Source organism: Cyanobium sp. Maggiore-St4-Cus (assembly GCF_024345615.1).
Classification (GTDB): Bacteria; Cyanobacteriota; Cyanobacteriia; order PCC-6307; family Cyanobiaceae; genus Cyanobium_A; species Cyanobium_A usitatum.
In genome coordinates this window covers 213,322-239,242 of sequence record NZ_JAGQBL010000001.1, presented here as the reverse complement: position 1 = coordinate 239,242, position 25,921 = coordinate 213,322, and the positions used below count along the sequence as shown (strand labels likewise).

26 protein-coding genes are annotated in these 25,921 nt (G+C 64.7%); 9 read left to right on the top strand and 17 right to left on the bottom strand.

Annotation, left to right across the window (positions count from 1 at the left end; translation table 11 throughout):
- Positions 1-87: 87 nt before the first annotated feature.
- Genes KBY99_RS01410 through KBY99_RS01395 form a run of 4 tightly spaced genes read right to left on the bottom strand, consistent with a single transcriptional unit; the run spans position 88 to position 3,924 of the window.
- Positions 88-933 (bottom strand): ABC transporter permease, encoded by an 846-nt coding sequence (locus KBY99_RS01410; protein WP_254941304.1) that lies wholly within the window; start codon positions 931-933, stop codon positions 88-90.
- Positions 933-1,955 carry an ATP-binding cassette domain-containing protein gene (locus tag KBY99_RS01405; RefSeq protein ID WP_409996512.1) on the bottom strand — a complete coding sequence of 341 codons (1,023 nt, stop codon included), beginning with the start codon at positions 1,953-1,955 and terminating at the stop codon, positions 933-935. The genes KBY99_RS01410 and KBY99_RS01405 overlap by 1 nt, the downstream gene beginning before the upstream one ends.
- 18 nt (positions 1,956-1,973) lie before the next feature.
- The gene (locus tag KBY99_RS01400; protein ID WP_254960150.1) at positions 1,974-2,957 is read right to left on the bottom strand and encodes a heme o synthase; all 984 of its coding nucleotides are present in this window, start codon (positions 2,955-2,957) and stop codon (positions 1,974-1,976) included.
- Positions 2,950-3,924: a COX15/CtaA family protein gene (locus KBY99_RS01395; RefSeq protein ID WP_254996857.1), complete on the bottom strand. Its 975-nt coding sequence runs from the start codon at positions 3,922-3,924 to the stop codon at positions 2,950-2,952. The genes KBY99_RS01400 and KBY99_RS01395 overlap by 8 nt, the downstream gene beginning before the upstream one ends.
- 183 nt (positions 3,925-4,107) lie before the next feature.
- On the opposite strand from KBY99_RS01395, the gene KBY99_RS01390 reads away from it, so the two are divergent.
- The 4 genes from KBY99_RS01390 to KBY99_RS01375 all read left to right on the top strand — a co-directional run bounded on the left by KBY99_RS01390 (position 4,108) and on the right by KBY99_RS01375 (position 7,678).
- Complete coding sequence (locus KBY99_RS01390) at positions 4,108-4,950, top strand: cytochrome c oxidase subunit II (protein WP_409996505.1); 843 nt, start codon at positions 4,108-4,110, stop codon at positions 4,948-4,950.
- 9 nt (positions 4,951-4,959) lie between these two features.
- Positions 4,960-6,582, top strand: coding sequence for a cytochrome c oxidase subunit I (ctaD, locus tag KBY99_RS01385; RefSeq protein ID WP_254996856.1), 1,623 nt, complete (start codon positions 4,960-4,962; stop codon positions 6,580-6,582).
- A complete protein-coding gene (locus KBY99_RS01380) occupies positions 6,579-7,187 on the top strand; it encodes a heme-copper oxidase subunit III (RefSeq protein WP_254996854.1) in 609 nt (202 codons plus the stop codon). Before ctaD ends, KBY99_RS01380 begins: the two co-directional genes overlap by 4 nt.
- Positions 7,188-7,312: 125 nt before the next feature.
- The gene (locus tag KBY99_RS01375) at positions 7,313-7,678 is read left to right on the top strand and encodes an AbrB family transcriptional regulator (protein WP_254996956.1); all 366 of its coding nucleotides are present in this window, start codon (positions 7,313-7,315) and stop codon (positions 7,676-7,678) included.
- A 24-nt stretch (positions 7,679-7,702) separates the two neighbouring features.
- Here the strand turns inward: KBY99_RS01375 and KBY99_RS01370 are convergent, their stop codons facing one another.
- Positions 7,703-8,278 carry an HdeD family acid-resistance protein gene (locus tag KBY99_RS01370; protein WP_254996954.1) on the bottom strand — a complete coding sequence of 192 codons (576 nt, stop codon included), beginning with the start codon at positions 8,276-8,278 and terminating at the stop codon, positions 7,703-7,705.
- A 49-nt stretch (positions 8,279-8,327) separates the two neighbouring features.
- Positions 8,328-8,993, bottom strand: a complete 666-nt coding sequence (locus KBY99_RS01365) for a riboflavin synthase (RefSeq protein ID WP_254996853.1) — start codon at positions 8,991-8,993, stop codon at positions 8,328-8,330.
- A gap of 60 nt (positions 8,994-9,053) precedes the next feature.
- Between KBY99_RS01365 and KBY99_RS01360 the strand changes: the two genes are divergently transcribed.
- Together KBY99_RS01360 and KBY99_RS01355 are read left to right on the top strand one after the other, a co-directional pair.
- Positions 9,054-9,623, top strand: a complete 570-nt coding sequence (locus KBY99_RS01360) for a bifunctional nuclease family protein (protein WP_254941297.1) — start codon at positions 9,054-9,056, stop codon at positions 9,621-9,623.
- Positions 9,624-9,684: 61 nt separating this feature from the next.
- Positions 9,685-10,758, top strand: a complete 1,074-nt coding sequence (locus tag KBY99_RS01355) for an aldo/keto reductase (protein WP_254996953.1) — start codon at positions 9,685-9,687, stop codon at positions 10,756-10,758.
- Here the strand turns inward: KBY99_RS01355 and KBY99_RS01350 are convergent.
- From KBY99_RS01350 to topA, 5 genes are read right to left on the bottom strand one after another with little or no spacing between them, the layout of a single operon-like run.
- Positions 10,755-11,792, bottom strand: a complete 1,038-nt coding sequence (locus tag KBY99_RS01350; protein WP_254996851.1) for a twin-arginine translocation pathway signal — start codon at positions 11,790-11,792, stop codon at positions 10,755-10,757. The genes KBY99_RS01355 and KBY99_RS01350 overlap by 4 nt on opposite strands.
- A gap of 10 nt (positions 11,793-11,802) precedes the next feature.
- Positions 11,803-12,936, bottom strand: coding sequence for a nicotinate-nucleotide--dimethylbenzimidazole phosphoribosyltransferase (locus tag KBY99_RS01345; protein WP_254996850.1), 1,134 nt, complete (start codon positions 12,934-12,936; stop codon positions 11,803-11,805).
- 21 nt (positions 12,937-12,957) lie between these two features.
- Positions 12,958-13,620, bottom strand: a complete 663-nt coding sequence (locus tag KBY99_RS01340) for a DUF2232 domain-containing protein (RefSeq protein WP_254960145.1) — start codon at positions 13,618-13,620, stop codon at positions 12,958-12,960.
- Positions 13,620-14,075: a hypothetical protein gene (locus KBY99_RS01335; protein ID WP_254996849.1), complete on the bottom strand. Its 456-nt coding sequence runs from the start codon at positions 14,073-14,075 to the stop codon at positions 13,620-13,622. The genes KBY99_RS01340 and KBY99_RS01335 overlap by 1 nt, the downstream gene beginning before the upstream one ends.
- Positions 14,075-16,807, bottom strand: coding sequence for a type I DNA topoisomerase (gene topA, locus KBY99_RS01330; protein ID WP_254996847.1), 2,733 nt, complete (start codon positions 16,805-16,807; stop codon positions 14,075-14,077). Before topA ends, KBY99_RS01335 begins: the two co-directional genes overlap by 1 nt.
- A gap of 110 nt (positions 16,808-16,917) precedes the next feature.
- On the opposite strand from topA, the gene KBY99_RS01325 reads away from it, so the two are divergent.
- Positions 16,918-18,477: an NAD(P)H-quinone oxidoreductase subunit N gene (locus tag KBY99_RS01325; RefSeq protein WP_106501433.1), complete on the top strand. Its 1,560-nt coding sequence runs from the start codon at positions 16,918-16,920 to the stop codon at positions 18,475-18,477.
- Positions 18,478-18,513: 36 nt separating this feature from the next.
- Positions 18,514-19,188 (top strand): ABC transporter ATP-binding protein, encoded by a 675-nt coding sequence (locus KBY99_RS01320; RefSeq protein WP_254996845.1) that lies wholly within the window; start codon positions 18,514-18,516, stop codon positions 19,186-19,188.
- A 22-nt stretch (positions 19,189-19,210) separates the two neighbouring features.
- On the opposite strand, the gene KBY99_RS01315 is transcribed toward KBY99_RS01320, so the two are convergent.
- The 5 genes from KBY99_RS01315 to KBY99_RS01295 all read right to left on the bottom strand — a co-directional run bounded on the left by KBY99_RS01315 (position 19,211) and on the right by KBY99_RS01295 (position 23,472).
- Positions 19,211-20,371: a peptidoglycan DD-metalloendopeptidase family protein gene (locus tag KBY99_RS01315; RefSeq protein WP_254996843.1), complete on the bottom strand. Its 1,161-nt coding sequence runs from the start codon at positions 20,369-20,371 to the stop codon at positions 19,211-19,213.
- Positions 20,372-20,414: 43 nt separating this feature from the next.
- Positions 20,415-21,122, bottom strand: a complete 708-nt coding sequence (locus KBY99_RS01310; protein WP_254996841.1) for a biotin--[acetyl-CoA-carboxylase] ligase — start codon at positions 21,120-21,122, stop codon at positions 20,415-20,417.
- Positions 21,119-22,312 (bottom strand): aminotransferase class I/II-fold pyridoxal phosphate-dependent enzyme, encoded by a 1,194-nt coding sequence (locus KBY99_RS01305; protein ID WP_254996839.1) that lies wholly within the window; start codon positions 22,310-22,312, stop codon positions 21,119-21,121. Before KBY99_RS01305 ends, KBY99_RS01310 begins: the two co-directional genes overlap by 4 nt.
- Positions 22,299-22,619: a thioredoxin family protein gene (locus tag KBY99_RS01300; protein WP_254996837.1), complete on the bottom strand. Its 321-nt coding sequence runs from the start codon at positions 22,617-22,619 to the stop codon at positions 22,299-22,301. Before KBY99_RS01300 ends, KBY99_RS01305 begins: the two co-directional genes overlap by 14 nt.
- 79 nt (positions 22,620-22,698) lie before the next feature.
- Positions 22,699-23,472, bottom strand: coding sequence for a PspA/IM30 family protein (locus KBY99_RS01295; protein ID WP_106501688.1), 774 nt, complete (start codon positions 23,470-23,472; stop codon positions 22,699-22,701).
- Positions 23,473-23,559: 87 nt separating this feature from the next.
- Between KBY99_RS01295 and KBY99_RS01290 the strand changes: the two genes are divergently transcribed.
- Entirely contained in the window at positions 23,560-24,108 is a 549-nt protein-coding gene (locus KBY99_RS01290) for a DUF721 domain-containing protein (protein ID WP_106501429.1), read from the top strand.
- Here KBY99_RS01290 and KBY99_RS01285 read toward each other — a convergent pair.
- A complete protein-coding gene (locus KBY99_RS01285; protein ID WP_254996952.1) occupies positions 24,102-25,880 on the bottom strand; it encodes an ArnT family glycosyltransferase in 1,779 nt (592 codons plus the stop codon). The two genes, KBY99_RS01290 and KBY99_RS01285, sit on opposite strands and share 7 nt — an antisense overlap.
- Between the last annotated feature and the right edge of the window lie 41 nt (positions 25,881-25,921).

Sequence of the window (25,921 nt, the reverse complement as noted above, 5' to 3'; positions counted from 1 at the left end):
GTTCTGCAACCGCCGCCAGCAAACGGTCCCCTAAGTCGGGAAGGTCGGACGGGGGGAATCTGGAGGGCTGCGTCACGAAAGGACCTGCTAGGTGAGCTTGCGATCCAAAAGCGGCCGAATCAGCAGGAACAACCCGGCGGCCAGTAAGGCGAGCACCCCTAGGCAGGTGGCGCTGCTGAGCTGGCCGTAGGGGGCCTCCAGCACCACTGCGGTGAGAGAGACCTGTCCCGCATAGGCGGCACGAATCGGTTCTATCGCGAAGGTAAGGGGATTAAGGGCCGCTAGCCAGCCCAGCCAAGCCGGCATGAACGACAACGGAGCCAAAGCGGTGCTGGCAAACAGCAGTGGCAGGTTGGCCACAAAGATCACCGCAATCAGCTCGATGTGGCCTGGCAGCGCAAAAGCAAGCCCCAAGCTCAGGGCCGTGACTGCAAAAACCAACAACAGCAAGGTGACCAATACCAGCAGCAGCCCAGCTCCACCAGGCCAGCCGTAACCCAGCAATGCGGCAGTGCCCATGATCGCCAGGCTCTGCACCAAGCTCAGGGTGGTGATGTAGAGCACCGAGGCGAACACGATCGAGCTGCGCGAGCGCAGAGGCGCCACCAGCAACCGGTTGAGGAAGCCAAATTCGCGGTCAAACATCAACGGCAGGCCAGCGTTCAGGGCCGCACTGAAGGCCGTGAACACGATCACACCTGCGCCAAGGAAGCGCCCATAGCTGATGCCGCCAGGCAGCAGGCCCGCCGGAGCCTTGGCAAACAGGGCGCCAAACAACACCAGCCAGATCAGGGGCTGCAGCACCCCCGCCACCAAGGTGGAAGGCCGGCGCTGCAGCTGTACGAACAAACGACGGGTGAGGGCCAGGGTTTCTTGACTGATCTCGGCCAAGGCGGATGCCTCGGGTTGGGGGCCTGGAAGGGTTGTGGTCATCACATGCTCGCTTTGCGTTCAGCCTTGGGATCACGGCTGCCGGCCACCGCCAGCTCCGCGTCCATCAGGGTGCGGCCGGTGGCCTGGAGATAGACATCATCGAGGCTGGGGCGGCTCTGGGCGAGGGCGAAAACCGGCAGGTCGGCTGCCGCCAATTGGCGGCGCAGCTGCTCGACAACGCCGTCGTGCTCAATCACCAGATTCAGGGAGTAGCCCTGGGCCCGGTTCACCACCACCTGGCGTACCCCGGCGCAATCGTGCAGCAGGCTGCGCACCCGCTCAGCTTCGTCGGCATCACTGAATTCGCGCACCCTCAGGGTCACTCGATCGCCACCCAAGGCGGCCTTGAGCACAGCAGGAGCGCCCTCGGCGATGACCTTGCCAGCCTCGATGATCGCCAGATGGTCAGCCAGGGCATCAACCTCCTCTAAGTAGTGGCTGCTAAGCAGGACAGTTGTGCCGCCATCGCGCAGTTGGCGCAACACAGACCAGATCGCCGCGCGACTCTCGATATCAAGGCCGACGGTGGGCTCATCGAGCACCAACACCTTGGGACTGTGCAGCAGGCCAGCGGCCAGATCGAGCCGGCGACGCATCCCGCCCGAGTAGCTACCGCAACGCCGATCAATCCAGTCGGCCATGCCGAGCAGCTCGATCAGCTCGTCCATGCGCCGGTTCCGGGCAGCTGGGGCCAGGTGATAAAGATCACCCTGCAGCTGCAGCAGTTCGCGGCCGGTGAGGATCTTGTCGATTGCCACCTCCTGGGCCACATAGCCCAACAAGCGACGCACCGCCCGGGGCTCGGCCAGGGCATCAACGCCGCCTACCCGCACGCTGCCGCTGTCTGGGGCCAGCAGGGTGCAAAGGATGCGCAAGGCGGTCGTCTTACCAGCACCGTTAGGACCAAGCAGGCCATAGAGGCTGCCGGCCGGCACTTGCAGGGAAAGGTTGTCGAGGGCAATGACGGCAGTTGCCGCCTTTTTGCCCCCGTAGCGCTTGCAGAGCTGCTGCAGTTCGATCACCGACTCAAGCCGCTCCAATCAGCCGACCAATGTAGGCAAGGCAGCAAAGGGGACGTTGAACAGTTGGGGGCCCAGCAGGGCTGCCTGCGGTAGGCGGGCCAACAAAAGCAACGCACAGATGCCGAATAGATAGAAAATCGACCAGCGGAACATGGCCTTGGCCCGTTGGGGTTCGTCAGGCTGGCTGCGTAGCTGGGAGCTCAGCTGCAGCAGGCGGGCGTTGAAGGGCAACACCATCAAGCCATAAAGCAAGCCACCAGTTGGCAGCGCCACGATCCCAAGCAGGCTCAAGCCAACAGTGGCCCAGGCGTAATGGCTGATGGCCCGAGTCGTAACCGCCACGCCCTTGACCACCGGAAGCATCGGGATGCCCACGGAGCGGTAATCGTCCTTGAGCAGCAGGGAAAGGGCCCAGAAGTGGGCTGGCGTCCACAACATCACCAGGGAAAACAACCACCAGGAAGCCCAGCCAAGGGAGCCGGTGGCAGCGGCAGCTCCCACCAAGGGCGGAATAGCCCCGGCCACCCCGCCGACCACGATGTTCTGACTGGTGCGCGGCTTGAGCAGGGCCGTGTAAAGCAGCACATAGCTGCAGAGCCCCAACAGGGAAAGGCTGGCAGCCAGGGGATTAACGCCCATAACCAGAACTGCCACCGACAGGATGGTGAGGCCAATGGCTAGGGCAAAGGCCTGGCGCTGGGCCAGACGACCAGAGGGCAGGGCCCGGCGACTAGTGCGCTGCATGCGCCCATCGAGATCCTGTTCCCAAAGGCAATTGAGCACTCCGGCCGCAGCCGAGGCCAGGCTGCCCCCCACCAGGGTGCAGATGATCGTGCTGGCGGCGGGTGCATCGCCACTGCTGAGTGCCATGCCACCGAGGGTGGTGGCGAGCAGCAGCGGTATGAGCCGGGGCTTGGCAACTTCAAGCCAGGCCGGCAATTTCACCGAGGGGCGGATCGCCGGGGCAACGGCGATTGGAGCTGTGATCGTTGCACTAACCATGAGCCACCTCGGAAGACGTTTGAGACATGGGCAAGGTCTGGCCTGAGTTGCCAAGGGAACGGGCGAGCACCGCTGCAAGCAGAGCGACCAGCAGCGCTGCCAGCAGTTGGTGGCCGATCGTCACCAGCGGCGCCTGCAGCTGGAGCTTCAAGGTCCAAATGCCCAGGCTCACCTGGGCCAGCACCAAAACGGCCGCTCCCTGGGCGAGGCCGGGCAGTTGACCCTGACCTGGGGGCAACAGCAGGGTTGCTGCAGCTAGGGCCAGCACGGCTAGAGCTGCTGGCATGGCGAGCTGGCGGTGAGCAAGCAGCCAGCGGCAGCCATGGCCGGCACTAAAACACTGATCTGCCGCCCATTGGCTGGCCATGGTTCCACCCAGCAGGCACTGGGCGAACACCAGCACGAGAGCCAAGCTCGCCAGTAGCTGCCACCAAAGCGGAGGGCTGATCGAGGCCCTATTCGCCATTGCCAGGCGCTGGTAGAGGCCACTTGTGAGCGCAACCAGCAGCAAGGCCGTGGCGAGATGGGCAGTAACTAACGGCGCTGCCAGTAGCTGGGTGACGGTGAGAGCCCCCAGGCCCCCTTGAACCAGCACTAAAAGGAGGGTTCCAGCAGCCAGCCAGGGCAACCAAGCGGGCAGGCGTCGCCGCCAGAAAAAACTCGCTGCCGTAAGAACCAGCAGGGCCACTCCGACTACGAAGGCATCAAGGCGGTGAAACCACTCCAAAAACACCTGGAGATTCATCTGACGACCTGGCAGGAGGCGGCCGTAGCAAAGGGGCCAGTCAGGACAAGCCAGACCCGCCTCCATAACCCTGGTGGCACCGCCGATGCCAACCAAGGCCACCAAGGCCACCACTAGATGGGAAGCAAGTAAGGCGAGCCTCTGGATCAGAACAGGGTCCGGCCTGCTGCGAATGCTTGGGTTTAGGGGTGAATTGAGATTTGTCGTCACGGAAACGACCATCCCGGAGTCCAGAGAAGCTAACCAAGTTGTTCAAAACGAGGGACTCTTAATTGCCCAGATCACGAAGTGAAAACATCAGCCCTGCTTGCAAGCGGCTGAGGCGTTGATTTGCCAACCAAGGCAAAGATCGACCCGCACATCGCAGCCTGTGCCCATAGGCTGACTGGAAGCTCAAACAGCACCGTGCCAATTCGCACCGCCCTAGCTGTGCTCACGGCCACCACAGCCCTTGTGCTGACAGGGCTTTGGGTTGGCTATAACGTCAACATGCTGCCCCTGGGCGCCAGCAGCAACGCATCCACCTACGACGATCTATTTAAGGTTTTGTTCAGCATTGGCACCGTGCTGTTTCTCGGCATCGTGATCCTGCTGGTTTACAGCTTGTTTCGATTTAGGCGCCGCAGCGGCGATGTGAGTGATGGGCTGGCAATAGAGGGAAATCTGCCCCTGGAGATTGTTTGGACAGCAATCCCCGCAGTGGTTGTTTTGTTTGTCGGTCTATACAGCTACGACATTTATGAGCGGATGGGCGGTATGGCCACGCTCAACGATCACATGGCCATGGATCACGGGGCCATGCAGCAAGTCAGTGTTAAGGAAGGGGATGCGGCTAGCCGGGTTTGGGGTGGTATTGGCGTAGCCGGCATGGACGCAGCGCCTGCTGGTCCGGTTTTACCTGTTGAGGTAACCGCTATGCAATTTGCCTTCATTTTTCACTATCCAGGCTCAGACATAACCAGCGGCGAACTGCATGTGCCCACCGGTCAACAGGTGGAGTTGCGCATGGAAGCCCGTGACGTAATCCATGCCTTCTGGGTGCCCCAGTTCCGTCTCAAGCAGGACGTAATTCCAGGCCAGCCAACCGTGCTTTCCTTTACCGCCATTCGGGCTGGCACCTATCCGATCATCTGCGCCGAGCTCTGCGGGCCATACCACGGCGGCATGCGCTCCAACGTGGTAGTGCACGAGCCCGATGCCTACGACAACTGGTTGCAGCAGAACACCCCCAACCGCACCACCACCTGACGACCCGCCATGACTCTCGCCAACCCAAGCGATTTCGACGGCAACCTGCAACCCCAAGGCTGGCTGCGCTACTTCAGTTTCAGCCTGGATCACAAGGTGATTGGGCTGCAATATTTGGTTTGTGGCTTCATCTTCTATTTGATCGGCGGGGCCCTAGCTGGGGTTATTCGCACGGAACTGATCAGTCCAATATCTGATTTTGTCAGCCGTGAGACCTACAACGAGGTGCTCACCCTGCACGGCACGGTAATGATCTTTCTTTGGATCGTGCCAGTCGTGAATGGCGCCTTCGGCAATTATCTGATTCCCTTTTATGTGGGCGCCAGAGACATGGCTTTCCCCCGTCTCAACGCAGTGGCCTTCTGGCTGATTCCACCTGCGGGCATTCTGCTTATAAGTAGTTATTTTATTGCTGGAGCGGCTGCCCAATCCGGCTGGACCGCCTATCCACCCCTAAGCCTCACCACCCCAGCAGCAGGCCAAGTGGTGTGGATATTGAGCGTGCTTCTGCTTGGTGGCAGCTCGATTTTTGGCGGCATCAACTTCATTGCCACCATCCTGAAGCTGCGGCGTCCTGGACTGAAGCTGATGATGCTGCCCATGTATTGCTGGGCAATGCTGGGCACCAGCATTTTAGTTGTGCTTTCAACCCCGGTACTGGCAGGCACCCTAATTCTGCTCAGTTTCGACATCATTGCCCACACCGGATTTTTCAATCCAACGATGGGTGGAAACGTAGTGGTTTATCAACACCTTTTTTGGTTCTATTCCCACCCGGCTGTATATATCATGGTGTTGCCAGCCTTCGGGCTCGTCAGCGAAATACTGCCTATCCACGCCCGCAAACCTCTGTTTGGTTACACCACGATGGTGTACTCGATCATGGCGATCGTTTTCCTTGGCTTAATTGTTTGGGCTCACCACATGTTCACCAGCGGCACACCGCCCTGGATGCGCCTGTTTTTCACGATTGCCACCTCCTTTATCGCCGTCCCAACCGGGATCAAATTCTTCAACTGGTTGGCGACTTTGTGGGGCGGCAAGATTGCCCTCAATTCGGCGATGTTATTTTCATGCGCCTTCATCGTTAATTTTGTATTCGGCGGCATCACTGGCGTAGCTCTGGCCCAAGTGCCTTTTGACATTCACGTTCACGACACCTATTTCGTAGTGGGTCACTTCCATTACATTGTTTACGGGGGCACGGTGTTTGTTATTTTCGGATCTTTGTATCACTGGTATCCGAAATTCACCGGTCGTCTGCTCAACGAGGACCTGGGGAGGCTCCACTTCCTGCTCACTTTTGTTGGTTTCAATCTCTGCTTCGCCCCCCAGCACTGGCTCGGCTTAAATGGCATGCCTCGTCGTGTTGCCGAATACGACCCCGCCTTCACCACCCTTAACCAGGTGAGCAGCGTGGGCGCCCTGTTGATGGCCATCAGCACCCTGCCACTGCTTATCAACGTGGTGGTTACGGCGATAAACGGCAAAGAGGCTGGTGACAACCCTTGGAATGCCCTTACATCTGAGTGGCTCACCAGTTCGCCGCCACCGGTTGAAAACTGGCACGGCGAGGCACCACTAGTTACCGAGCCCTACGGCTACGGCCAGCACCCGGAGGTAAAAGCGTGACCAGCACCACACCCCTACAGGATTCAGTCGCCGTTGAGGCTGGCCACGGTCCAGCTGGTGAGGGCCACGGAGATTTCCGCCTATTTGGCCTAGCCACCTTCTTAGTGGCAGATGGCATGACCTTCGCCGGTTTTTTTGCCGCCTATCTCACTTTCCGGGCCGTGAATCCGCTGCCGGAAGGGGGGATCTATGAGCTCGAATTGTTGCTACCCACCATCAACACGGTGGTTTTGATCATCAGCAGCTTCACCTTTCACCGCGCCGGCAAGGAATGCCGGGCCGGAAAGCTGGGGGCCAGCCGCCTCTGGCTGGCAATCACTGGTGGCCTGGGCGCGATTTTCCTGGCTGGTCAGATGGTCGAGTATTTCAACCTGCCCTTCAGCCTCACCGACAACCTTTTTGCCAGCACCTTCTACGCCTTAACAGGCTTCCACGGCCTCCACGTGACTCTTGGCGTGATCTGTATCGCCATCGTTGCTCTGCAAACTCGCCCGGGAGGACGCATCAGCGCCAGCGACCACTTCGGCCTAGAAGCGGCTGAGCTCTATTGGCATTTCGTAGATGGCATCTGGGTTGTGCTCTACGGAATTCTGTATCTGCTCTGAGGCGCCAAGTCGTCAACCGCTGGCACGGATGGCGATTTCCTCGCGTACCGGGCACAATTAGTTGATATATCTGCCCAGCGCAGGCCTTTTTCATGGCGGCCAGGAACGGCGACAGCCCCGCGGACATGCTGGAAGGCAAGGCCCTTCTTGATCGGGCCCGCGCCCTGAGCAACCGCCCAGAGGACGAAATCGCCCGGGGCTGCGGCTACGTGGGTCCGAGCGGACGGGTGCTGAAAAAAAGTTTTTATCGAGCTTTGGTAGCTGCCAAGGGCTACCCGGTACCAAACAGCGTTAGTCGAACCGCCAGCAGCGGCCAAGGCAAGGGACGGCAAGCTGATTTCCGCACCCGGGTGCATGGCAACGGCAACCTGCTGATCGGCCACGCCTACACCCGCAGGCTGGGTTTGGAGCCGGGCCAGGAATTTCGGATCGAGATCAACCCAGACAACGGCTCGATCAGCCTGCTACCGCTCGAACCAGAAGATCCCTAGGCCCCTCTCCCCTGGCGCTCCGGCTCAGTCGTCGCCGTGGAAGCTGGCGCTGAAGGCGAGTAGGTCAATACCGCTGAACAGGAAGCTGATTCCCACCAGCACCCCAATTACCCAGAGCAGCCCCCAGGCCTGCATGGTCACGATCATCACGCCGAGGATCAGGGTGACGATGCCGTTAAGCAAGCCCCAACCCCAGCCACTCACCCGTGTGTGACCAAGGGCCACAAGCATCGAAACCACGCCTTCGAGGATGAAAACGATGCCGATGGCAAAGGCCAGACTGGCCACCACCAGGCCGCCCTCGAGCGGACCGCCGCGGAACTGCTGAATCATCCAGGCCCCCACCACGATGAAGAGGGTGGAAATCACCAGCCGCGAAAAGCAATACCAGCGTCCCAACTGGCGGGAGCGGGCCAGGTTGCTTACCCAACCCACGATGCCGCCCACCAGAAAGCCCACCGCCACGATCACAGCGATCCAGGCGGAAGCCAGCACCGGGAAGATCAGGGCCAGCACCCCAAGTACCAGCATCAACACCCCCTCAAACAGGGTGAAGGCCTTCAATCCCTCGCCTTTGGCCGAAAACAGACCTGAGCCCATCGGTATGGCAGCAACATCACCTGGACGGTAGTCACGCCAAGCGCAGACGTCAGATCCAGCCGTGATCAGCCAGCCAGGGGGCATTGATCGGCTCGGCCGCGCCGCTGGGGCCGGTGGCAGCCAGCAAACGCTCGGTGTATTTGGCCAGTAGGTCGGCCTCCAGGTTGACCCCATCCCCCACCGCCAGCTGCGCCAGGGTGGTGCTGGCCCAGGTGTGGGGAATCACGGCAATCCAGAAACCAACACCATCGGGGTCGCAGCCGGCCACTGTCAGGCTGATGCCATCCACCGCCACACTGGCCTTTTCGCAGACATAGCGGCCGTAGGCGGGGTTGTGCCAGGCCAGCTCCAGGCGCCAGGAGGCGGCCTGGCGGGCGATGGCTCGCACCACCCCGAGCCCATCCACATGGCCGCTCACCAGGTGGCCACCAAGCCGGTCGGCCAGGCGAAGGGCCGGCTCAAGATTCACCCTGCCGCCCCGGTCCGCCTTGGCGGCCAAGGTGGTGCGGCCCAAGGTTTCCTCGCTGACATCGGCGCGAAAGCCATCGGCCAGCCGCCCAGCCACGGTGAGACAAACCCCATCCACGGCCACGCTGTCGCCCAGGGCCAGGCTGGCAGGGGTCCAAGTAGCCCCAGGGGCAGCAGCCCACTGCAGTTGAACCCCGTGGGGAGAGCGGCGGATCACGCCTGTGGCCTGCACCAGCCCGGTAAACATCTGCTTTCCAGCCCAGGGCGATATTCCTCGCCATAATCGGCTAAAGGGCAGCGCTGAGCCATGGTTGAAATGCGCGTTGCCGGAATTGCCCTCGATGCGGCCAGTCGCAGCCCGATCGTTTTGCTACGCGATCCATCGGGCCGGCGCCAGGTGCCGATCTGGATCGACCAGGCCCAAGCCCAAAACATCTTGGCGGGACTCAGCGAAGAACCACCGACCCGACCCCTCAGCCACGACCTGATGGCCGACCTGATCGACGCTGGGGGTTTGCAGCTCGACCGGGTTGTAATTCACACGATCGAAGACAGCACCTTCCGCGCCGTGCTGAAACTCAGCCCCGCTAGGGATGGGGAAGGGGCGGCGCCTGGCGACCAAACAGCTGCCTCAAGCATCGAACTCGACGCCAGGCCTAGCGATGCCATCGCCCTAGCCCTGCGCACCGGCAGCAGCATCTGGATGCTTGAAGAGGTCGTGGCTGATGCCTCCATCCCGGTGGATGCGGAGGCCGACGCCCAGGAGCAGGACAATTTCCGCCGCTTCCTGGACAGCACCAGCCCTGCCGACCTGGTGCGCCACCTCAAACAGGCCCACCCCAAAGCCGACCAACCTGGGGATGAACCAACAGCCTGAAAACCGGCTGCGGCGCCCCTACGGCGCCGGGCCGGCGGTGTCGGCCTTCAGCTTGGGCACGATGCGGGCCCTGGGCAGCCCCGCCCAAATGGAATCGGTGCTTAGGGCCGCCCTGGCCGCCGGCATCAACCACCTGGAAACAGCCCCTGCCTATGGGCCCGCCGAAACCTTCCTGGGCCAAGCTCTGGCGGCCCTGCAACGGGACAACCTGGGCCCCTCAGACGGCTGGCGCATCACCAGCAAACTGCTGCCCGGCCCCGACCTGGCCACCGGCCAGGGGCAATTGCGCTCAATCCTGGCGCGCCTTGGCGTCGCCCAGCTCACCAACCTGGCCGTACACGGCCTCAACCGCCCCGAGCACCTGGAGTGGGCGCTTAAGGGGCCCGGCGCCGACCTGCTGACCTGGGCCAAAGACGAAGGACTGGTGGGCCAGGTGGGCTTCAGCAGCCACGGCACGCCCGAGCTGATCGAAGCCGCCCTGAGCTCGGGGAGCTTCACGTTCTGCAGCCTGCATGTGCACCTGTTTGACCAGACCCTCCTGCCCATCGCCCGCGCCGCCCTGTCCCAGGGAATCGGCGTGCTTGCCATCTCCCCTGCCGACAAGGGCGGTCGCCTCTACGACCCACCAGCGGAGCTGCTCGCCGACTGCGCCCCGTTTCACCCCCTGGAGCTGGCCTATCGCTTCCTGCTCGATCAGGGTATCTCCACCTTGAGCCTGGGGGCTGAGCAGCCGGAAGACCTGGCCTGGGCCGCTGCCATCGGCGGGCCCTCGCCCTGGCTGAGTGCCGCGCAACTCTCAGCCCTGCAGCGCCTGGACGTCGCCGGCCGCGAGCGCCTGGGGGCGGAGCGCTGCGGCCAGTGCCGCGCCTGCTTGCCCTGCCCCAACGGCGTGCCGATCCCCGAACTCCTGCGCCTGCGCAACCTGGCCGTGGGCCACGGCATGGAGGCCTTTGCCCAGGAGCGCTACAACCTGATCGGCCGTGCCGGCCACTGGTGGGAGGAGCTCAACGCCGAGGCCTGCCGCGCCTGCGGCGCCTGCCTGCCCCGCTGCCCCCACGAGCTACCCATCCCCGAGCTGCTAGCCGACACCCACCGGCGCCTGAGCGCCGCCCCCCGCCGCCGCCTTTGGGGCTAGGGCCTGGGGGCGGCCGCATCCCAGAGGTTCTGCTGGGCCAGCTGCTGGGGCACGGAAAGGGGTGGCAGGCTCCAACAGCGCTGCAGCAGGCCATCTCCCGGCAGCAGCAGGGCTGCTATCGACTCGGGAAAGCGCCGAGCCACCGGCGCCAGATCGGCCTGGGGCAGGGGCGGCACCCAGCCGCGGGCCAGCAGTTGCTCCAGCAGGGGCTGCTCCAGCACTGCACCGAGCCACTCCAGTGGTGGTGGCGCTGACGGTGCAGCACCGACAGGTCGCAGCAGCAGTTGCCAGCTGAGGGGCGCGCCGCTGTCGGGCCAGATCACCGCCAGGCGCTGGTCGCGGCGCAGCAGGGGAATCAGGCGCTGCAGGGGCAGCACCGCCGCCTCTGCATCACCGCTGAGCAGCAGGTTGAGGCCGTCACGGTCGTCGTAGGCGAGGGCCTGGGCCCGCAACCGCTCCAGCCGCTCAAAATCGCCGCCCATGATCTCCAGGCTGATGCGAGGGCTGGAGGGCAACACCAACCGGCCACGCAGGCTGGGATCAAGCAGCAACTGCCAGCCCTCCTGGCGACGGGCGGCCAGGTCGGGGCGGCTGCGCAGGGCGATCACCCAGGGGCTGTAGGCCCAGGGGAAGGCCAGCTGCCCAGCAGCTGGCGGAGCATAAAGACGAGCCACCGGGGCACTGAAGGCGGCCAGGCGAGCCCACAGCCGCGGCGCCTCAAAGGACTGAAGTTGCTGCCGGCTCAGGCCACTGGCCCAGCCGTCACTCAGGGCAACCAAACCAGGAGCAACCAAGCCAGGGGCCGGCCGTTGGCCCAGCTCACGCACGGCTTTTTGCATAGCAGCGGCATCAGCCACTTGGCGTGTCCGCCAGGGGGCGGGCAGTTGCTTCAGCCAGGCGGCTGGCAGGTCTGCTTCTGCCAGCAGCAGCTCGGGGCCAGGGGCGGAGCGGCAGGCGGCCAGCAGGCCAGCGCCAGCTCCCACCCCTAGCTGCAGCAGCCGGCGACGGGAGAGCACAGCGGGAGTGAATGCCATGGCAGCGACCCTAGGCACCGAGCTCCAGCCGGCAGGCTGCGTCGCAGGCCTCAGCCAGGGCCCCTGGCTGCCGGCCCGCCAGCTGCCAGAGCAGGGCCAGGCCGCCGGCCCCCACCCCCTCCTTGACGTAGCCGCGCTCGTAGTCGCGTAGGGCGGCGCTGCTGCAGCCATGGAAGCGCAGGGCCGCCACCTCCAGCCTCGGCCGCACCTGCCAGCGGGCACCTATGCGCTCCAGCAGCAGGGCCAGGTTGCTGCCAGCTTCCTCGGCCACCCAGGCGGTGGTGGCCACCACCAAACGATCCGCCAGGGCTGGCCGCTGGCCTGGCTCAGCCAGGGCTAGGGCCAGGGCCAGCACCGCCGCCATCTGGCTGCCACCGGCCAGCAGCACCGGCGTACCGCGGGCCGCCGCCGCCCCCACCAGCCCAGCAGCGAAGGCCTGCATTGGATCCCCCAACGCCGCCAACACGCTCAGGGGGTCCGCAAATGCTGGGGGATGCGCAACTCCCGTCAGATCTGCCGCCTCAAAACTCGCTGCAGCCAAACCCTGAGCCACGAGGGCCGCCTTCAGGCCATGGGCCGGTTGGCGCAAGCTGCCGCTCACTAAACCCGCCGCTGCCACCCCCAGGCCCTCGAGCACCGCCAGGGCCGTGGTGGTGCCTCCTGGCACACATTCGGCCAGCAGCAACGGCTCGGCCGGATCCCAGCGCCTGCCCCAGGCGCTGCCGCGCTGCACCAGGGCCGCCACCCTGGCTGGGGCAAGGGCCTGGCCCGTGCTGAGGCAGCGGGCCGGGCCGGCACTCTCCAGCCCCGGCAGGCGCAGGTGCGGCACCGCCGCCGCAATCGCACAGCCCAGATCGAGCACCCGGGTGCGCTCCAACAGCCCCAGCTGACTCAACACCACGTGGCTGATCAGGGCCGGGCTGACCCCCGCCGGCAGGGGCGGCAGGGCATGGCAGCGGCGACCACCGGGGCCCAGCAGCAGCAATTCGGCATCGGCGGCCGCCGTGCCCAGCCGGGACTGGGGCGATGCCCCGGCAGCGGAAATCCCAGGCACCGCAGCCGTATCGGTGGCGGCGAGCAGCAGCAGAGTGCGGCTGCGGTGCCAGCCCTGCTCCAGAGCCTGGGTCCAGGAATCAGGGGCCATCAGGCCGCTTAGAGGGTGGCATCAGAGGGGGTCAAGGGCCACCAGGGCCCGAAGGGAATCTGGGGGCTCTGGGATGGGGGAATGCAGGCGCGGAAAGATCCAGTAGGCCACCGCATGCAGGGCTAGCACCACGATCACGTTCTGCACCCACACCAACGCCAGCGCAGCCAGCTGCACCTGGGCCAGCTCGATCGATGCCGCCAGGCCCAGCCAGCCAGCCAACTTCTCCAATAAACCAGCAGCCGCAGTGGTGATCAGCACCCAAAGGTTCTCGCCCACCAAAACCGAGAGCACCGCCACCCTCACCAGGAAGCCAGCTGCACTTATCAGGCTGCCAACGCCCCAGCTCAGCCACCAACTGGAACGCCAACCGGCCCTGGCCCGCCAGCACCAGCCCAGCCACAGCGCCAGCAAGCCATAGGGGAAAACCACCAACGGCCCCCGGATCGGACCCATCAGGGCGACCAGCAATAGGGCGGTCACAACCAGTCCCTCCACGGCACAGCGCCAGCCATGACGCAACTGCAACAGGGCCAGGGGCAGGGGCAGGGCCAGCCGAAACAGGGGGCTGCCCACCGGCAGGTAGTAGAGCGCCACCCACAGCAGGGCGGTGGCGGCGGCGAGATAGGCCGTATCCATCAACTGGCGGGCCTGGCCGCGGTTGAGTTGGCGCCGGGACGACATCAGCGCGGTGCCGGCGCCGGTGTGACCGTGGGGGCAGCCGCCGGCATGGCAGCAGCTCCGACCCGCTCAATCATCTCCACCTCAAAACTGACCCCCGCCGCCCGCAAGGCTTCTGTGACCGCTTCAGCCGGGGCAGCGGGATCGGCGGAGGGCAGCTGGATCGTGATGCGATAGGGGGCTGGCTTACTGCGATTGACGGCTGCCGCCTTGGCTTCCACGGGCTTGGGCTCAGGCTTTTTGGGGGAGGCAGCAGTGGCGGCAGCAGTAGGTGGGGCAGCAGCTTTTGAGGCGGGAGTGGCGGTCGCTGGATTAGGGGCAGGAGAGACCGGCTGAGCGGGCTGGGCCGGGGGCGCTGAGAAGCTGCGGGCCAGCTGGTCGCCGAAGCGGGTGCCACTGCAGCCAGCCAGCGCTAGAGCGCAAAGCAGCGACCCAAAGGTGCGGCCGGCGCCTGCCATCAGCTGTCCGCCGCCCTGATCACACGCACCGCACTGGCCCGCAGACGGCCGGTCTTAGTCGTAGCGGGGGCTTTCTTTGCCGCAGGATCCTTAGCTGCAGGAGCCTTTGCTGCTGGTTTTTTCGCTGCTGGCTTTTTCGCTCCAGGCTTCCTCCCCGCAGCTTTGCCACTAGCTGCCTTTGCGGCCAGCAGCTCAACCGCCTGCTCCAGCGTGATCGTGTCGGCCGTCGTGCCCTCCGGCAAAGAAGCATTCACCTTGCCCTGCTTTACATACAGCCCATAGGGACCATCAAACAGTTGGATCGCCTCCTCCGCTCCCTCCGGAACTCCGATCTCCTTGAGGGCCGTGCGGCCCCCGCGACCCTTCTTGGGCATGGCGAACAACTCCACCGCTCGCTCAAGGCCAACCACCAGTACGTCGTCCTCTGCCTTAAGAGATCGGTAGTCCTTCTCACCCTTCCCCTTGTGGTGCACCACATAGGGGCCAAAGCGACCAAGACCCGCCTCCACCCGACCACCCTCCGGGTGGTCGCCAAGTTGGCGCGGTAGACGCAGCAGGGCAATGGCATCCTCCAGCGTCAGATCCTCGGGCTTGGCGCCCTTGGGCAGTGATGCTCGCTTCGGTTTCGGGTTCTCGTCACTCACCTGGCCCCGCTGCACATACGGCCCGTACTGGCCAAACAGCAAGTACACCTGCTCTCCGCTTTCCGGGTCATCACCAAGAGACTCAGGACCATCCGCCTTTTGCCTCAGGATCAACTCCGCCTTTTCGCCATCGAGATCGGCAGGGGTGATCTCCTGAGGCAGCGTGGCCTTGAGCAGCTCCTCGCTGCCGTCTTCAGCGACGCGCTTCGTTTCCAGGTAGGCACCAAAACGGCCGATGCGCACCACGCACGGCAGCCCCTCCAGCTCAACGGTCCGGGACACACCGGGGTCGATATCGCCCTCCCGCTGCTGCACCTGGGTTTCTAGGCCCTTTTCTCCCTTAAAAAAGCTCTCCAGGTAAGGCAGCCACTGCACCTGACCGTGGGATATCTCATCGAGGGTGTTCTCCATCCGGGCCGTGAAACTGGTATCCACCAGATCCGGGAAGTGCTCCTCCAGCAGGGCCGTCACGGCAAAAGCCGTGAAACTCGGCGTGAGGGAGTTATTGGCGAGCGTCGCGTACCCGCGATCCACGATCGTGCCGATGATCGAGGCATAGGTGGAAGGCCGGCCGATGCCCTCCTTCTCAAGCATCTTCACCAGGGCCGCCTCGCTATAGCGAGCGGGGGGCTGGGTTTGGTGGCCGAGCGCCTCCACCGACTTGCAGTCAGGGCTGTCGCCCACCTTCAGGGCCGGCAGCAGCAGCTCCTGTCCTTCAAGCGCCGCGTCGGGATCGTCGCTGCCCTCCACGTAGGCGCGAAAAAAACCAGCGAAGTCGATGCGCTTACCCGACGCACGGAACTGGGCTGGGCCCAGGGCCCCGCCATCAGCCTCCAGTTCCACCGCGAGCATCGTCAGGCGGGCATCAGCCATCTGGCTGGCCACCGTGCGCTTCCAGATCAGCTCATAGAGGGCCAGATCCTTGCCATCTAAACCTGTGCCGTTTGGCGTGCGGAACGCCTCTCCCGCTGGACGAATCGCCTCGTGCGCCTCCTGCGCGTTGCGGGACTTGGTGGAAAACTGGCGCGGGCTGGGGCTGAGGTAGTCCTTCCCGTACTTCTCACTGACGCAGCTACGCGCCGCGTTGATCGCCTGCTCGCTGAGGTGCACCGAGTCGGTGCGCATGTAAGTGATGAAACCGCGCTCGTAGAGACCCTGGGCCGTGCGCATGGTTTCCCGCGCCGAAAGCCGCAGCTTGCGGTTGGACTCCTGCTGCAGCGTGCTGGTGGTGAATGGCGGCACTGGCTTTCGCACCGTGGCCTTCTCCTCTACAGAGCCCACCTTCCAGGGGTTGGCCTGCACCTGGACCTGGAGCTGCCGCGCCTCCCCCTCGCTCAGCAGCCTCACCTTGCTGCCGTCCTTCAGGCCGCCGGTGCTCTCATCGAAGTCGGAGCCTCCCGCGATCCGCTCACCTTGCAAATGGCTGAGCTTGGCCTCAAACACACCTTCTCCCTGCTCCAGACGGGCCTTGAGGTCCCAGTAGCTGCCGCTGCGGAAAGCACGCCGCGCACGCTCGCGCTGCACCAGCAAGCGCACTGCCACCGACTGAACCCGGCCGGCGCTCAAACCCCACGCCACCTTTTTCCACAGCAGTGGCGAAAGGGTGTAACCCACCAGCCGATCGAGGATCCGACGCGTTTCCTGCGCATGCACCAGCTCCATATCCAGCTCGCGGGTGTCCTCCAGAGCACGGCTGATCGCCTCTTTCGTGATCTCGTGAAACACCATCCGCTTCACAGGCACCTTCGGGCTCAGCAGCTGCAGCAGGTGCCAGCTGATCGATTCACCCTCACGGTCTTCGTCAGTCGCCAGAAGCAGCTGGTCCGCACCCTTAAGAGCATCCTTCAGCTCCTTCACCACCTTCTTCTTGTCCTTCGGCACCACATACAGCGGCTCGAAGTTGGCGGCGGTGTTCACTCCCAGATTTGCCCACTTCTCTCCCTTATGCGCCGCAGGTATCTCGCTGGCGTTATTGGGCAAGTCGCGGACGTGCCCCATCGACGCTTCCACCTTGAAATCCTTGGGAAGAAAAGCCCGGATCGTGCGGGCCTTCGTCGGACTTTCAACAATGACCAGGGTGTGACCCACAGGCACGCGCCTTAACGCTTCCCTCTTTATCGCATCGGCGGGCCCAAGTTGACAGCCAGGCGCAGCTACAGTCACCCCATCACAGCTCCCACCTCGCGGTCCCCTCGCTGATGTTCCTGCTGGGCGCCCTCTCCTCCGTGGCCGATGCGATCGGCAGTGGTGCCGGAACGGGAGGCTTAAATCTCCAGCTCAATGCTGGCGCCATCGCCCCGGAGGCGGCGGTGCTGATCGCACTGCTTACATGCCTGCTGGTGGATCTCGCTGGCGAAAAGGCGGCCAGCCGCTGGGTTCCACCGATTTGTTATGCCGGCCTGGGCAGCGCCCTAGTGCTGCTTGCCCTGCAGTGGAACACCCCAGACCTGCAGCCCGCCTTCGTGGGCTCCTTCCTGGCGGACAACCTGGCGATTGCCTTTCGAGCCGTGGTGGCGGCCTCCACATTGATTTCACTGCTGCTCAGCTGGCGCTACGTGGAGCAGAGCGGCACGCCGGTGGGGGAATTCGCCGGCATTCTGCTGGCTGCCACCCTCGGCGCCATGTTCCTATGTGGCGCCACCGATCTAGTGACAATTTTCGTGTCGCTGGAAACCCTCTCTGTATCTAGCTACTTGCTGGCCGGCTACATGAAGAGGGATGCCCGCAGCTCCGAGGCGGCACTGAAATATTTGCTGGTGGGTTCGGCCGCCGCGGCTGTATTTCTCTACGGCGCTTCCCTGCTTTACGGCCTAACCGGTGGTGCCACCGGCCTTGATGCCGTAGCCCTGGCCCTGCGCACCAGCGCCTCGCCCGTTACAGCCCTGGCCCTGGTTTTCGTGCTGGCCACGGTGGCCTTCAAGATCGCAGCGGTGCCCTTCCACCAGTGGACCCCCGACGTCTACGAGGGCTCGCCAACGCCGGTGGTGGCGTTCCTTTCGGTGGGCTCCAAGGCCGCAGGCTTTGCCCTGGCCCTGCGAATCCTGGTGGGCTGCTTCGAGAGCTTTGATGCCCAGTGGAAGCTGCTTTTCACCGTGCTTGCGGTGCTCAGCATGGTGCTGGGCAACGTGGTGGCCCTGGCCCAAACCTCAATGAAACGGATGCTGGCCTACAGCTCCATCGGCCAGGCCGGCTTCGTGATGATCGGCCTGGTGTGCGGCACCGAAGACGGCTTCGCCGCGATGGTGCTCTACATGGCGGCCTACCTGTTCATGAATCTGGGCGCCTTCGCCTGCATCATCCTGTTCTCGCTGCGCACCGGCTCCGACCGCATCGCTGATTACGCCGGCCTTTATCAAAAGGATCCGCTGATCACCCTGGGCTTAAGTCTCTGCCTGCTTTCCCTAGGTGGGATACCGCCGATGCTGGGCTTCTTCGGCAAGATTTATTTATTTTTTGCCGGCTGGGCCGATCACCAATACCTGCTGGTGGTGGTGGGTCTGGTCACCTCGGTGGTATCGATCTACTACTACATCTCAGTGATCAAGATGATGGTGGTAAAAGAACCCCAGGAAGCCTCAGATGTGGTGAAGGCCTACCCTGCCATCAATTGGTCTGTGGCTGGCCTGCCCGCCCTGCGCACCGCCCTGGTGGGCTGCGTGATTGTCACCGCCGTGGGTGGCATTCTCTCCAACCCCCTGTTCACCTGGGCCAGCCAGGCTGTTACCGGCACGCCGATGCTTGTTCAGGCCATTGGTTGAACACGGGTCATTTGTTAAGAACAGGGCAGGGATTTGATGGGGGATCCTGTTGCCCAACTTCAGGGCGTAGACAAGGTTTATGGCAGCGGCGAGATGGCCGTTAAGGCCCTCGATGGTGTGGATCTCACCGTCAATAGAGGGGATTACTTAGCAGTAATGGGAGCGTCCGGCTCCGGCAAAAGCACGGCCATGAATATTCTCGGCTGCCTCGACCGCCCGTCCAGTGGCAGCTACCGGCTCAACAACACCCCGGTGGAAGACCTCAGCGATGACCAGCTCGCTGATTTGCGCAACCGCGACCTGGGCTTTGTGTTTCAGCAGTTCCATCTGCTACCCCAGTTGAGCGCCCTCGACAATGTGATCCTGCCGATGGTTTACGCGGGGGTGCCTGCGGCTGAGCGGCGCCAACGGGCCCAAGCGGCCCTCGAGCGGGTGGGGCTGGGTCAGCGGCTAAATAACAAGCCCAATCAGCTCTCGGGCGGCCAGCAGCAACGGGTAGCCATAGCCAGGGCGATCATCAACAAGCCCGCCCTGCTGCTGGCCGACGAGCCGACCGGGGCCCTGGATTCCCAAACCACCGCCGAAGTACTCGACATCTTCGATGCCCTGCATCGCGGCGGCATGACCGTGGTGATGGTTACCCACGAAGACGACGTAGCTGCCAGGGCCGAGAAGATCGTGCACTTCCGCGACGGCCGGATTCTGGGCTGACGGATCCTCAGCTGACGGATCATCAGCTGATAGTGCGTGGCCGCTCCAATCTCTCCAATAGCTGCCCCATCAACAGGGCGATGGCATCGCTGCCGGCGGCCCCCTTGCCCGGGTCTAGATCACCAGGATCAACCGCCACCCAGCCGCCGTCGCCGGGCAGCCGCAACTCGAAGTGCAAATGGGGTCCGCTGCTCAAGCCCGTGCTGCCGACCCGGCCGATTACCTCGCCCTGGCGCACCCGATCACCCTCCTTGACGTAGAGCTCGCTGAGATGGCCGTAGAGGGTGCGGCGCCGCGGCCGGTCGTGTTCGACCTCAACCGCCAGGCCATAGCCACCCGCCAGGCCACTGCTCACCACCAGGCCGCCCAGGGCTGAAACCACTGGCGTGCCCTCTGGAGCAGCCAGATCGCGGCCCGCGTGCATCAGCCAGCTGCCCAGGATCGGGTGCAGCCGGTAGCCGAAGTTGCTGCTGATGACCGCCGAACCAATAAGAGGAAACAGCAACTTGCGGTTGCCGTTGCCACCGATCGGAGCCGGGCGGGGCGTGACCCCAAAGACATCGGCAAGGCGAAAGCTACCGCCAGCGCCAGCCAGCAGGGCCGAAACCGGCACCGTGAGCGGCGGCAGCAAGCGACCTTCGCCGTCATAGCGGCCTAAAGATTCAGCGCCCGCTACTCCGCCACTTACGCCGTTGTTAGTACGGCCGCGCCAGCGCACCACCAAGCCCCTGCTGCACTCCTGCTGGGAAAGGGCGCCGCTGCGACAGGCCTGCTGGTGGGCAGGCACGTTGAAGGGGGTCGTGCCGGAGCCCGAACGAATCCGGGCCCGCTCCACCGGACTAACCACCCCATCACGCACCAGCTCATCGAGGGAGGCATCAAAACGGGCCGGCGGCCGGCTCGGCAGGGCAGCCGGATCGGGACGCAGCGGCTGGGCCAGGGGCACGGGCCGTAGCGCTGGCGGCATCTCGATTGCCTGCTGGGGGTTGGCTCCAGCCGCAGCAGGCGAAGGGGCAAGGCCAGGACTGAGCTGGTCTTGCCCCCAGGCCAGGCCCACTCCCAGCAGGGGGGCTGCCATAAGGGGCAGCATCGCCAACAGGGCCCGGCCCCGGCGCCGGCGGATTGGGGCAGCAGGATTTAGGGGGGCTTGCCCCGGTGGCTGGCGATCGCGCATAGGAGCCATTGTAAAAATCCGGCCTAACCGCGCCCTTGCCGAAGGAACGGCCTCAGAAGTAGCGCTGGAGAGCCAGCTCCCGCCCCTGCCGGCCGAGGCGCAGGCGGCCATCGGCATGCAGACCCAGCACCTGCCAAAGCTCGCCGTCGTGCAACCAGCCCGCCCCAGGGCGCCACAGCCGGGCCTCGGCGGCAGCGCGCACCTGGCAAGGCTGCTGGGCATGAGCCGCAGCCCATTCCAGGCCGGCAAGCACCCTGGGCAACAAGCGCTCTGGCCGCGCCAGGGGGTGGCCCTGGCGGCAGCCGAGGGCCTCTGCCACCGACAGGGCTCCAGGCGGCACCCGGTTGCAACCATTGAGACCAACCCCAACCTGGGCCGCGCGGATCCGCTGGCCCCGCAAGCGCATCCGGGGCAGCAACCCCGCAATTTTGCGATCCCCCACGAGCAGATCGTTGGGCCACTTGAGTTGCACCGCAAGCCCCAGGGCCTCGAGCTGCTGGGCCAGCCCCACCGCTACCGCAAGGCCCAGGGAGGCCGTTCCAGGCAAAGCCCCAGCCCAAGGAATGGCCGCACTTAGCCAGATCCCGCCCGCCGGCGACAACCAGGGCCGCCCCTGCTGACCGTGGCCAAAACGCTGGCGCCGAGCTGTTACCGCCAGCCGCTGCAACGACAAGCCTGAGGCCTGGCGTCGCTCCAGCCAGCGATCAAGTTCGATCTCGGTGCTGGCACACACCGGCAGGCGGCGCAACTGCCAGCTCAAAGGGTGGCCAGCCAGGCACCGATGCGGGCCGCACCAGCCTCGAGGTCAGCCACCGGATGCACCAGGGCAAGGCGCAGCCAGCCCTCGCCTCCGGGGCCAAAGCCATTGCCAGGCGTCAGGGCCACACCGGTGGCCTCGAGCAGTGCTGCACAAAAATCTTCGCTGCCCCAGCTGCGCTCACGCGCCTGGGGCGGCAACTCCAACCACAAATAGAGCGCCATTGAGGGCCGCCGCACCGGCCAGCCCACCGCCTCAAGGGCATCAGCCATGCGATCGCGTCGCTGCCGATATTCCTGCCGCAACTGACCAGGCCAATGCGGAGCCTGCTCAAGGGCCGCAATTGCCCCGGCCTGTAGGGCAAGGGACTGATTGAAATCCACCACCCCCTTGAGCTGGCGCAAGGCGCTGATCAACCACTCGGCACCGATGGCGAAAGCCAGCCGGTAGCCCCCCAAACACCAGCCCTTGGAAAAGGAGAAAAACTCAATCCCGCAGTCGCGCCAATGGGGTGCTCGCAACAGGGCCGGCGCCTCGCCATCGAGGGCCAGATCCACGTAAGGGTTGTCGTGGGCCAGCACCAGCCCATGGCGAAAGGCCCTTTCCGCCGCTTCATCCAGCCAGACCTGCTGGCCCGTAGTGGCAGTGGGGTTGTGGGGGTAGCCGAGCACCATCAACTTCAAGTCGTCCCACTGCTCTGGGCTGAGGGCATCAAAATCCGGTCGCCAGCCCGCCTCGGGATCGAGCGGCAACAACACCGGCTCAGCGGAAGCCAGGTGCAAACCACCCAGGTGGGACGGGTAGCAGGGGTCGAGCAGCAGGGCCCGATCACCCGGGTTAAGCACCGCCAGGGGCAGGTGGGCCGTGCCCTCCTGGGAACCCACCAGCAAAAGCACCTCCGTCTCCGGATCCACCTTCACCCCAAAGCGACGCTGGGCCCAATCGGCCACTGCCGAGCGAAAGGGCAGGGTCGCTGCGTGAAGGCAGTAGGAGGCGCTGGCGGGCTGACCAAGCTGGGCAGCGATCGCCTCGATGGCCGCCTCGGGGGGTTGCAGATCCGTGGAGCCGAGTGAGAGATCGAGGAGTGGGGATAGACCCCGGCTGGCGGCACGAGATGCGTAGGCCGATTTGCGCTGGTCATTGCGGGCGAAAACGCCGCTGCCAAGACGCGACAGGCGCTCAGATATGGGCATCCACAAAAGCCTGTAGCTGCGGTTTTGCCATGGCACCCTCGTGGCGTGCCAGTTCCTTGCCATCTCGGAACAAGATCAGGGCGGGCAGTCCCTGGATCTGCAAGCCATCGCGAATCACTGGGTTGGCGTCTGCCTCGAGCTTGCCCACCACCAGGCGACCCGCATATTCAGCAGCCATCCACTCCATCATTGGAGCCATCAGCCGGCAGGGACCGCACCATTCGGCCCACACATCCACCAGCACGGGCGTAGAACAATCGGTCACCTCAGCTTGGAAATTGGCATCGGTGAGATGAGCGACAGACACGACAGCAGCCTTTAAAAACGTATGCGTACGGCGATTGTATTAAGCGGGGCAGCCGGCCGGAGACGAACTGCCAAGCCTCTCAGAGTTTGTCGATCGAACGCTTGAGCTCCTCGAGCTCCGGGTCTACCTCGCTCACCTTTACCGGTTCGAGCTGGGGAGCAGCTGAGCTTCCCAGGGGCAGGGATACCGGAGTGCCACCGGCGAGGCGATTTTTCAAAGCCGCCAATTCATCGTCAACCTCGGGGGCCCCTTCAAGGGCCGCAAACTGACTCTCCAGATCTGCTCCAGCCAGCTCAGCGGCGGCTTGGCTGCGAGCCTCCAGGGTCTGCACTTTTTCCTCCATGCGCTCAAAGGCCGCCATGGAGCTGTTGGTGCCAAGGCTGCCCACGGCGCTCTGCAGCTGCTCCTGAGCCTGGGCCGCCTGGGCCCGGGCCTTGAGCATGTCCTTTTTGGTTTTGGCCTCGGCGATCCTGCTCTCAAGTGACACCAAGCTCTTTTTGAGCTGGTCCACCTGACCCGCCTGGCTCTGCAGCTGGGTGTTGAGGGCAGTGGCGGTGTCCTGGCAGGTTTTGCGGCGCCCTAGGGCTTCGCGGGCCAGGTCTTCCTCACCCTTCTTGAGGGCCAGTTCAGCGCGCTCGTACCACGTTTTAGCCTGGGAATCGGCCTGCTCGGCCTGGTTCTGGATGCGCTTTTGGCTTGCGATAGCAGTAGCCACCGCCTGGCGAAGCTTGATCAGGTCCGACTGCATGTCGGCCACCGATTGATCCAAAATCTTGGAAGGGTCCTCCATCGCGCCTACCGCCGCATTGGCGTTGGCGCGGATCAGGCGGCTGAGGCGGTCGAAGAAGCCCATCGGAGGCTGCAGGGGCAAGGCTTGAGGTTAGCCAGGGTTTGGCTTGATTCACCAGCGGGATTGCCGCACCGCCGATAGGGTCAAGCCATGGCCAAGGCCCCCCGACAGCAAACCCGCCAACTCGGCAATCTGAGCCTGCTGATGCCGCCACCCCGGCAGCCCGCCAGCGCCCTGGCCAGTTGCCTGCGGGAATTGGAGCAAAGCTGGCAGCAGGGCGGCCACCTGGCAGCCCTATGGCAGGCCTGGCCCCGCATCGCCGGAGCCCAGCTGGCACCCCACTGCCGGCCCCTGCGGCTGCACAGCGGCCTGCTCACCGTGGGCGCCGCCCCTGGCCCTTGGCTGCAGGCGCTCCAATACAACCGCCACCAACTGCTGGGGGCCCTACGCGCCAACGGCTTCACCGTGCGCGACATACGCCTGGAGCAGCACCACCCCAGCGCCGCCGTAGCCCCCGGTCGCCAGCAGGAGGAAGAAGTGTGGAGCGTCCATCCCAGCCGGGTGGACGTCCACGGCATGGCTAGCTGTCCCCGCTGCACCAGCCCGGCCCCCGCCGGTGAGATGGCCCGTTGGGGCCATTGCAGTTTCTGCCGGCAAAAGCAGCTGACCCAGTCTTTAGAAGGCGCGCAGCCTCAGTAGCGCTCGGGGCGCTGCAGCTGCCAGTCGGCGGCCACCCCCTGCCGCTGCAGCTGGGCCGCCCGCTGCTCCAGGCGACTGCGCTCCAGGCGCCAGAGGGCATAGATACCGCGGCGACTCAATAGCTGGGGTTTAAGTCCCTGCCAGTGGGGCTGGGCGGCGGTGCCGGAATCAATCACCACCAACACACTTGGCTGCTGCGCCGACGTGCTGGCGGGTTGACCTGGGCGGCTCTCATGCCGGAGGCGATCGGCCAGGTTCAACAGATGCTGGGGCTCATTACCCTCGAAGATCACCACCCGGCGGCTGTAGTAATGCAGCGAGGGTTTGAGCATGCCGAGCATCGCCAGCGGCTCGCTGGGCCGGCGGGCGGAGCGGGCCTCAGCCGCGAGCTCCCGCACCGGGGCGGCCCGCAGCCGATCCCCCAACTCCACCAGCGGCAGCAACACGGCCGGCACAAAAGCTGCCAGCGGCAGCTGCAGGGCCAGCAAGCCCGACAGAGCGTCCTTGCGCCAGCCTGCCCAGGCCCCCAGCAGCAGGGCTAGGGCCCAGAAGGCAGCGGCCAGGGGCACCCAGGGCGCCGCCAACAGCTCAGCCACCAGGCTGGGCATCTCGGGGGCCTCAATCAGCGGCAGCCAAAGGGGTCCTGCCGCGAAGCCCCCGGCCACCACCGCCGTGAGCAGCAGGCTCAGCCCCCAGGCCCAGCGCCGGCCCCGCTGAGCCGCCAGGGCAACAAGTAGGCCCGCCGCCGGTGTGGCTGGCAGCCAGTAGCTGGGCAGCTTGGTGGCGGCCGCAGTGAAAAACAGGAACACCGCCAGCAGCCAGCAGGCGGCGAAACGCTGCAGGGAGAGCTCGGGCGCCAGCGGCTCGGCAGGCAGCCAGCGCCAGCGCAGGCGCCCCAGGCCCTGGGCCAGCCCCAGCAGCAGCAAGGGCGTGACCGGCAAGCTGGCGATCACCAGCACGGGCACGAAGAACCACCAGGGAGCCTGGTGGTTGTTCACCACCGCGGTGAAGCGCTGAAGATTGTGATAGCCAAAAAAGCTCTGCCAGAACGGTTCTCCCTCCACCAGCAGCGCCAGGCCATACCAGGGCAGCGCCACCAGGGCGGTGAGTGCCAGTCCAGGCAGGGGCCGCAGCCGCGCCCACAGCCCGCCCAGATCCGCCTGCAGCCAGCCAAATAAAAGGAGGGTGAGCCCCAGCAAAAGCACCGCCACCGGCCCCTTGGCCAGCACCGCCAGCCCCAGCACCAGCCAGGCCTGCCACCAACGGCGCCCGCCTGCGGCGTAGCAGCGCCAGCTCAGCAGCAGGCTGAACCCCAGACACCCAGCCAGTAGAGCATCACTCACAGAGATGCGGCCCCACACCAGCGCCAGGGGCGAAAGGCCGTAGGCCAGGGCGGCCGCCAGCGCCGTGGCCCCTGGGGCCCGGGAGCGCTGGGGCCAACGCAGCAGCGTGTGGGCCAGACCAAGCATCAGGGCCACGCTGGCCAGGGCCGAGGGCAGGCGCGCCGCCCAGGTGCCCAGGGGGTTCCAGGCCTGCTGCCCCGGCAGGGCATAGATGGCCCCCATCAGCCAATACAAAAGCGGCGGTTTGTCGTAGCGGGGCAGGCCGTTGACCCGGGGAATCAGCCAGTCGCCCGTTTCAGCCATCGCCCGCGCCGAGGCGGCGAACAGCGGCGGTGTTTCATCCACTAGCCCCGTGCTGCCGAGCTGCCACACGAACAGCAGCAAGCCGATCGCCAGGGTGCAGAGCAAGACGAGGCGATGGCGGGTCAGCGTGGCCGGTGGCGGCTCAGCGCTTAGCAGATCTGGCGTTA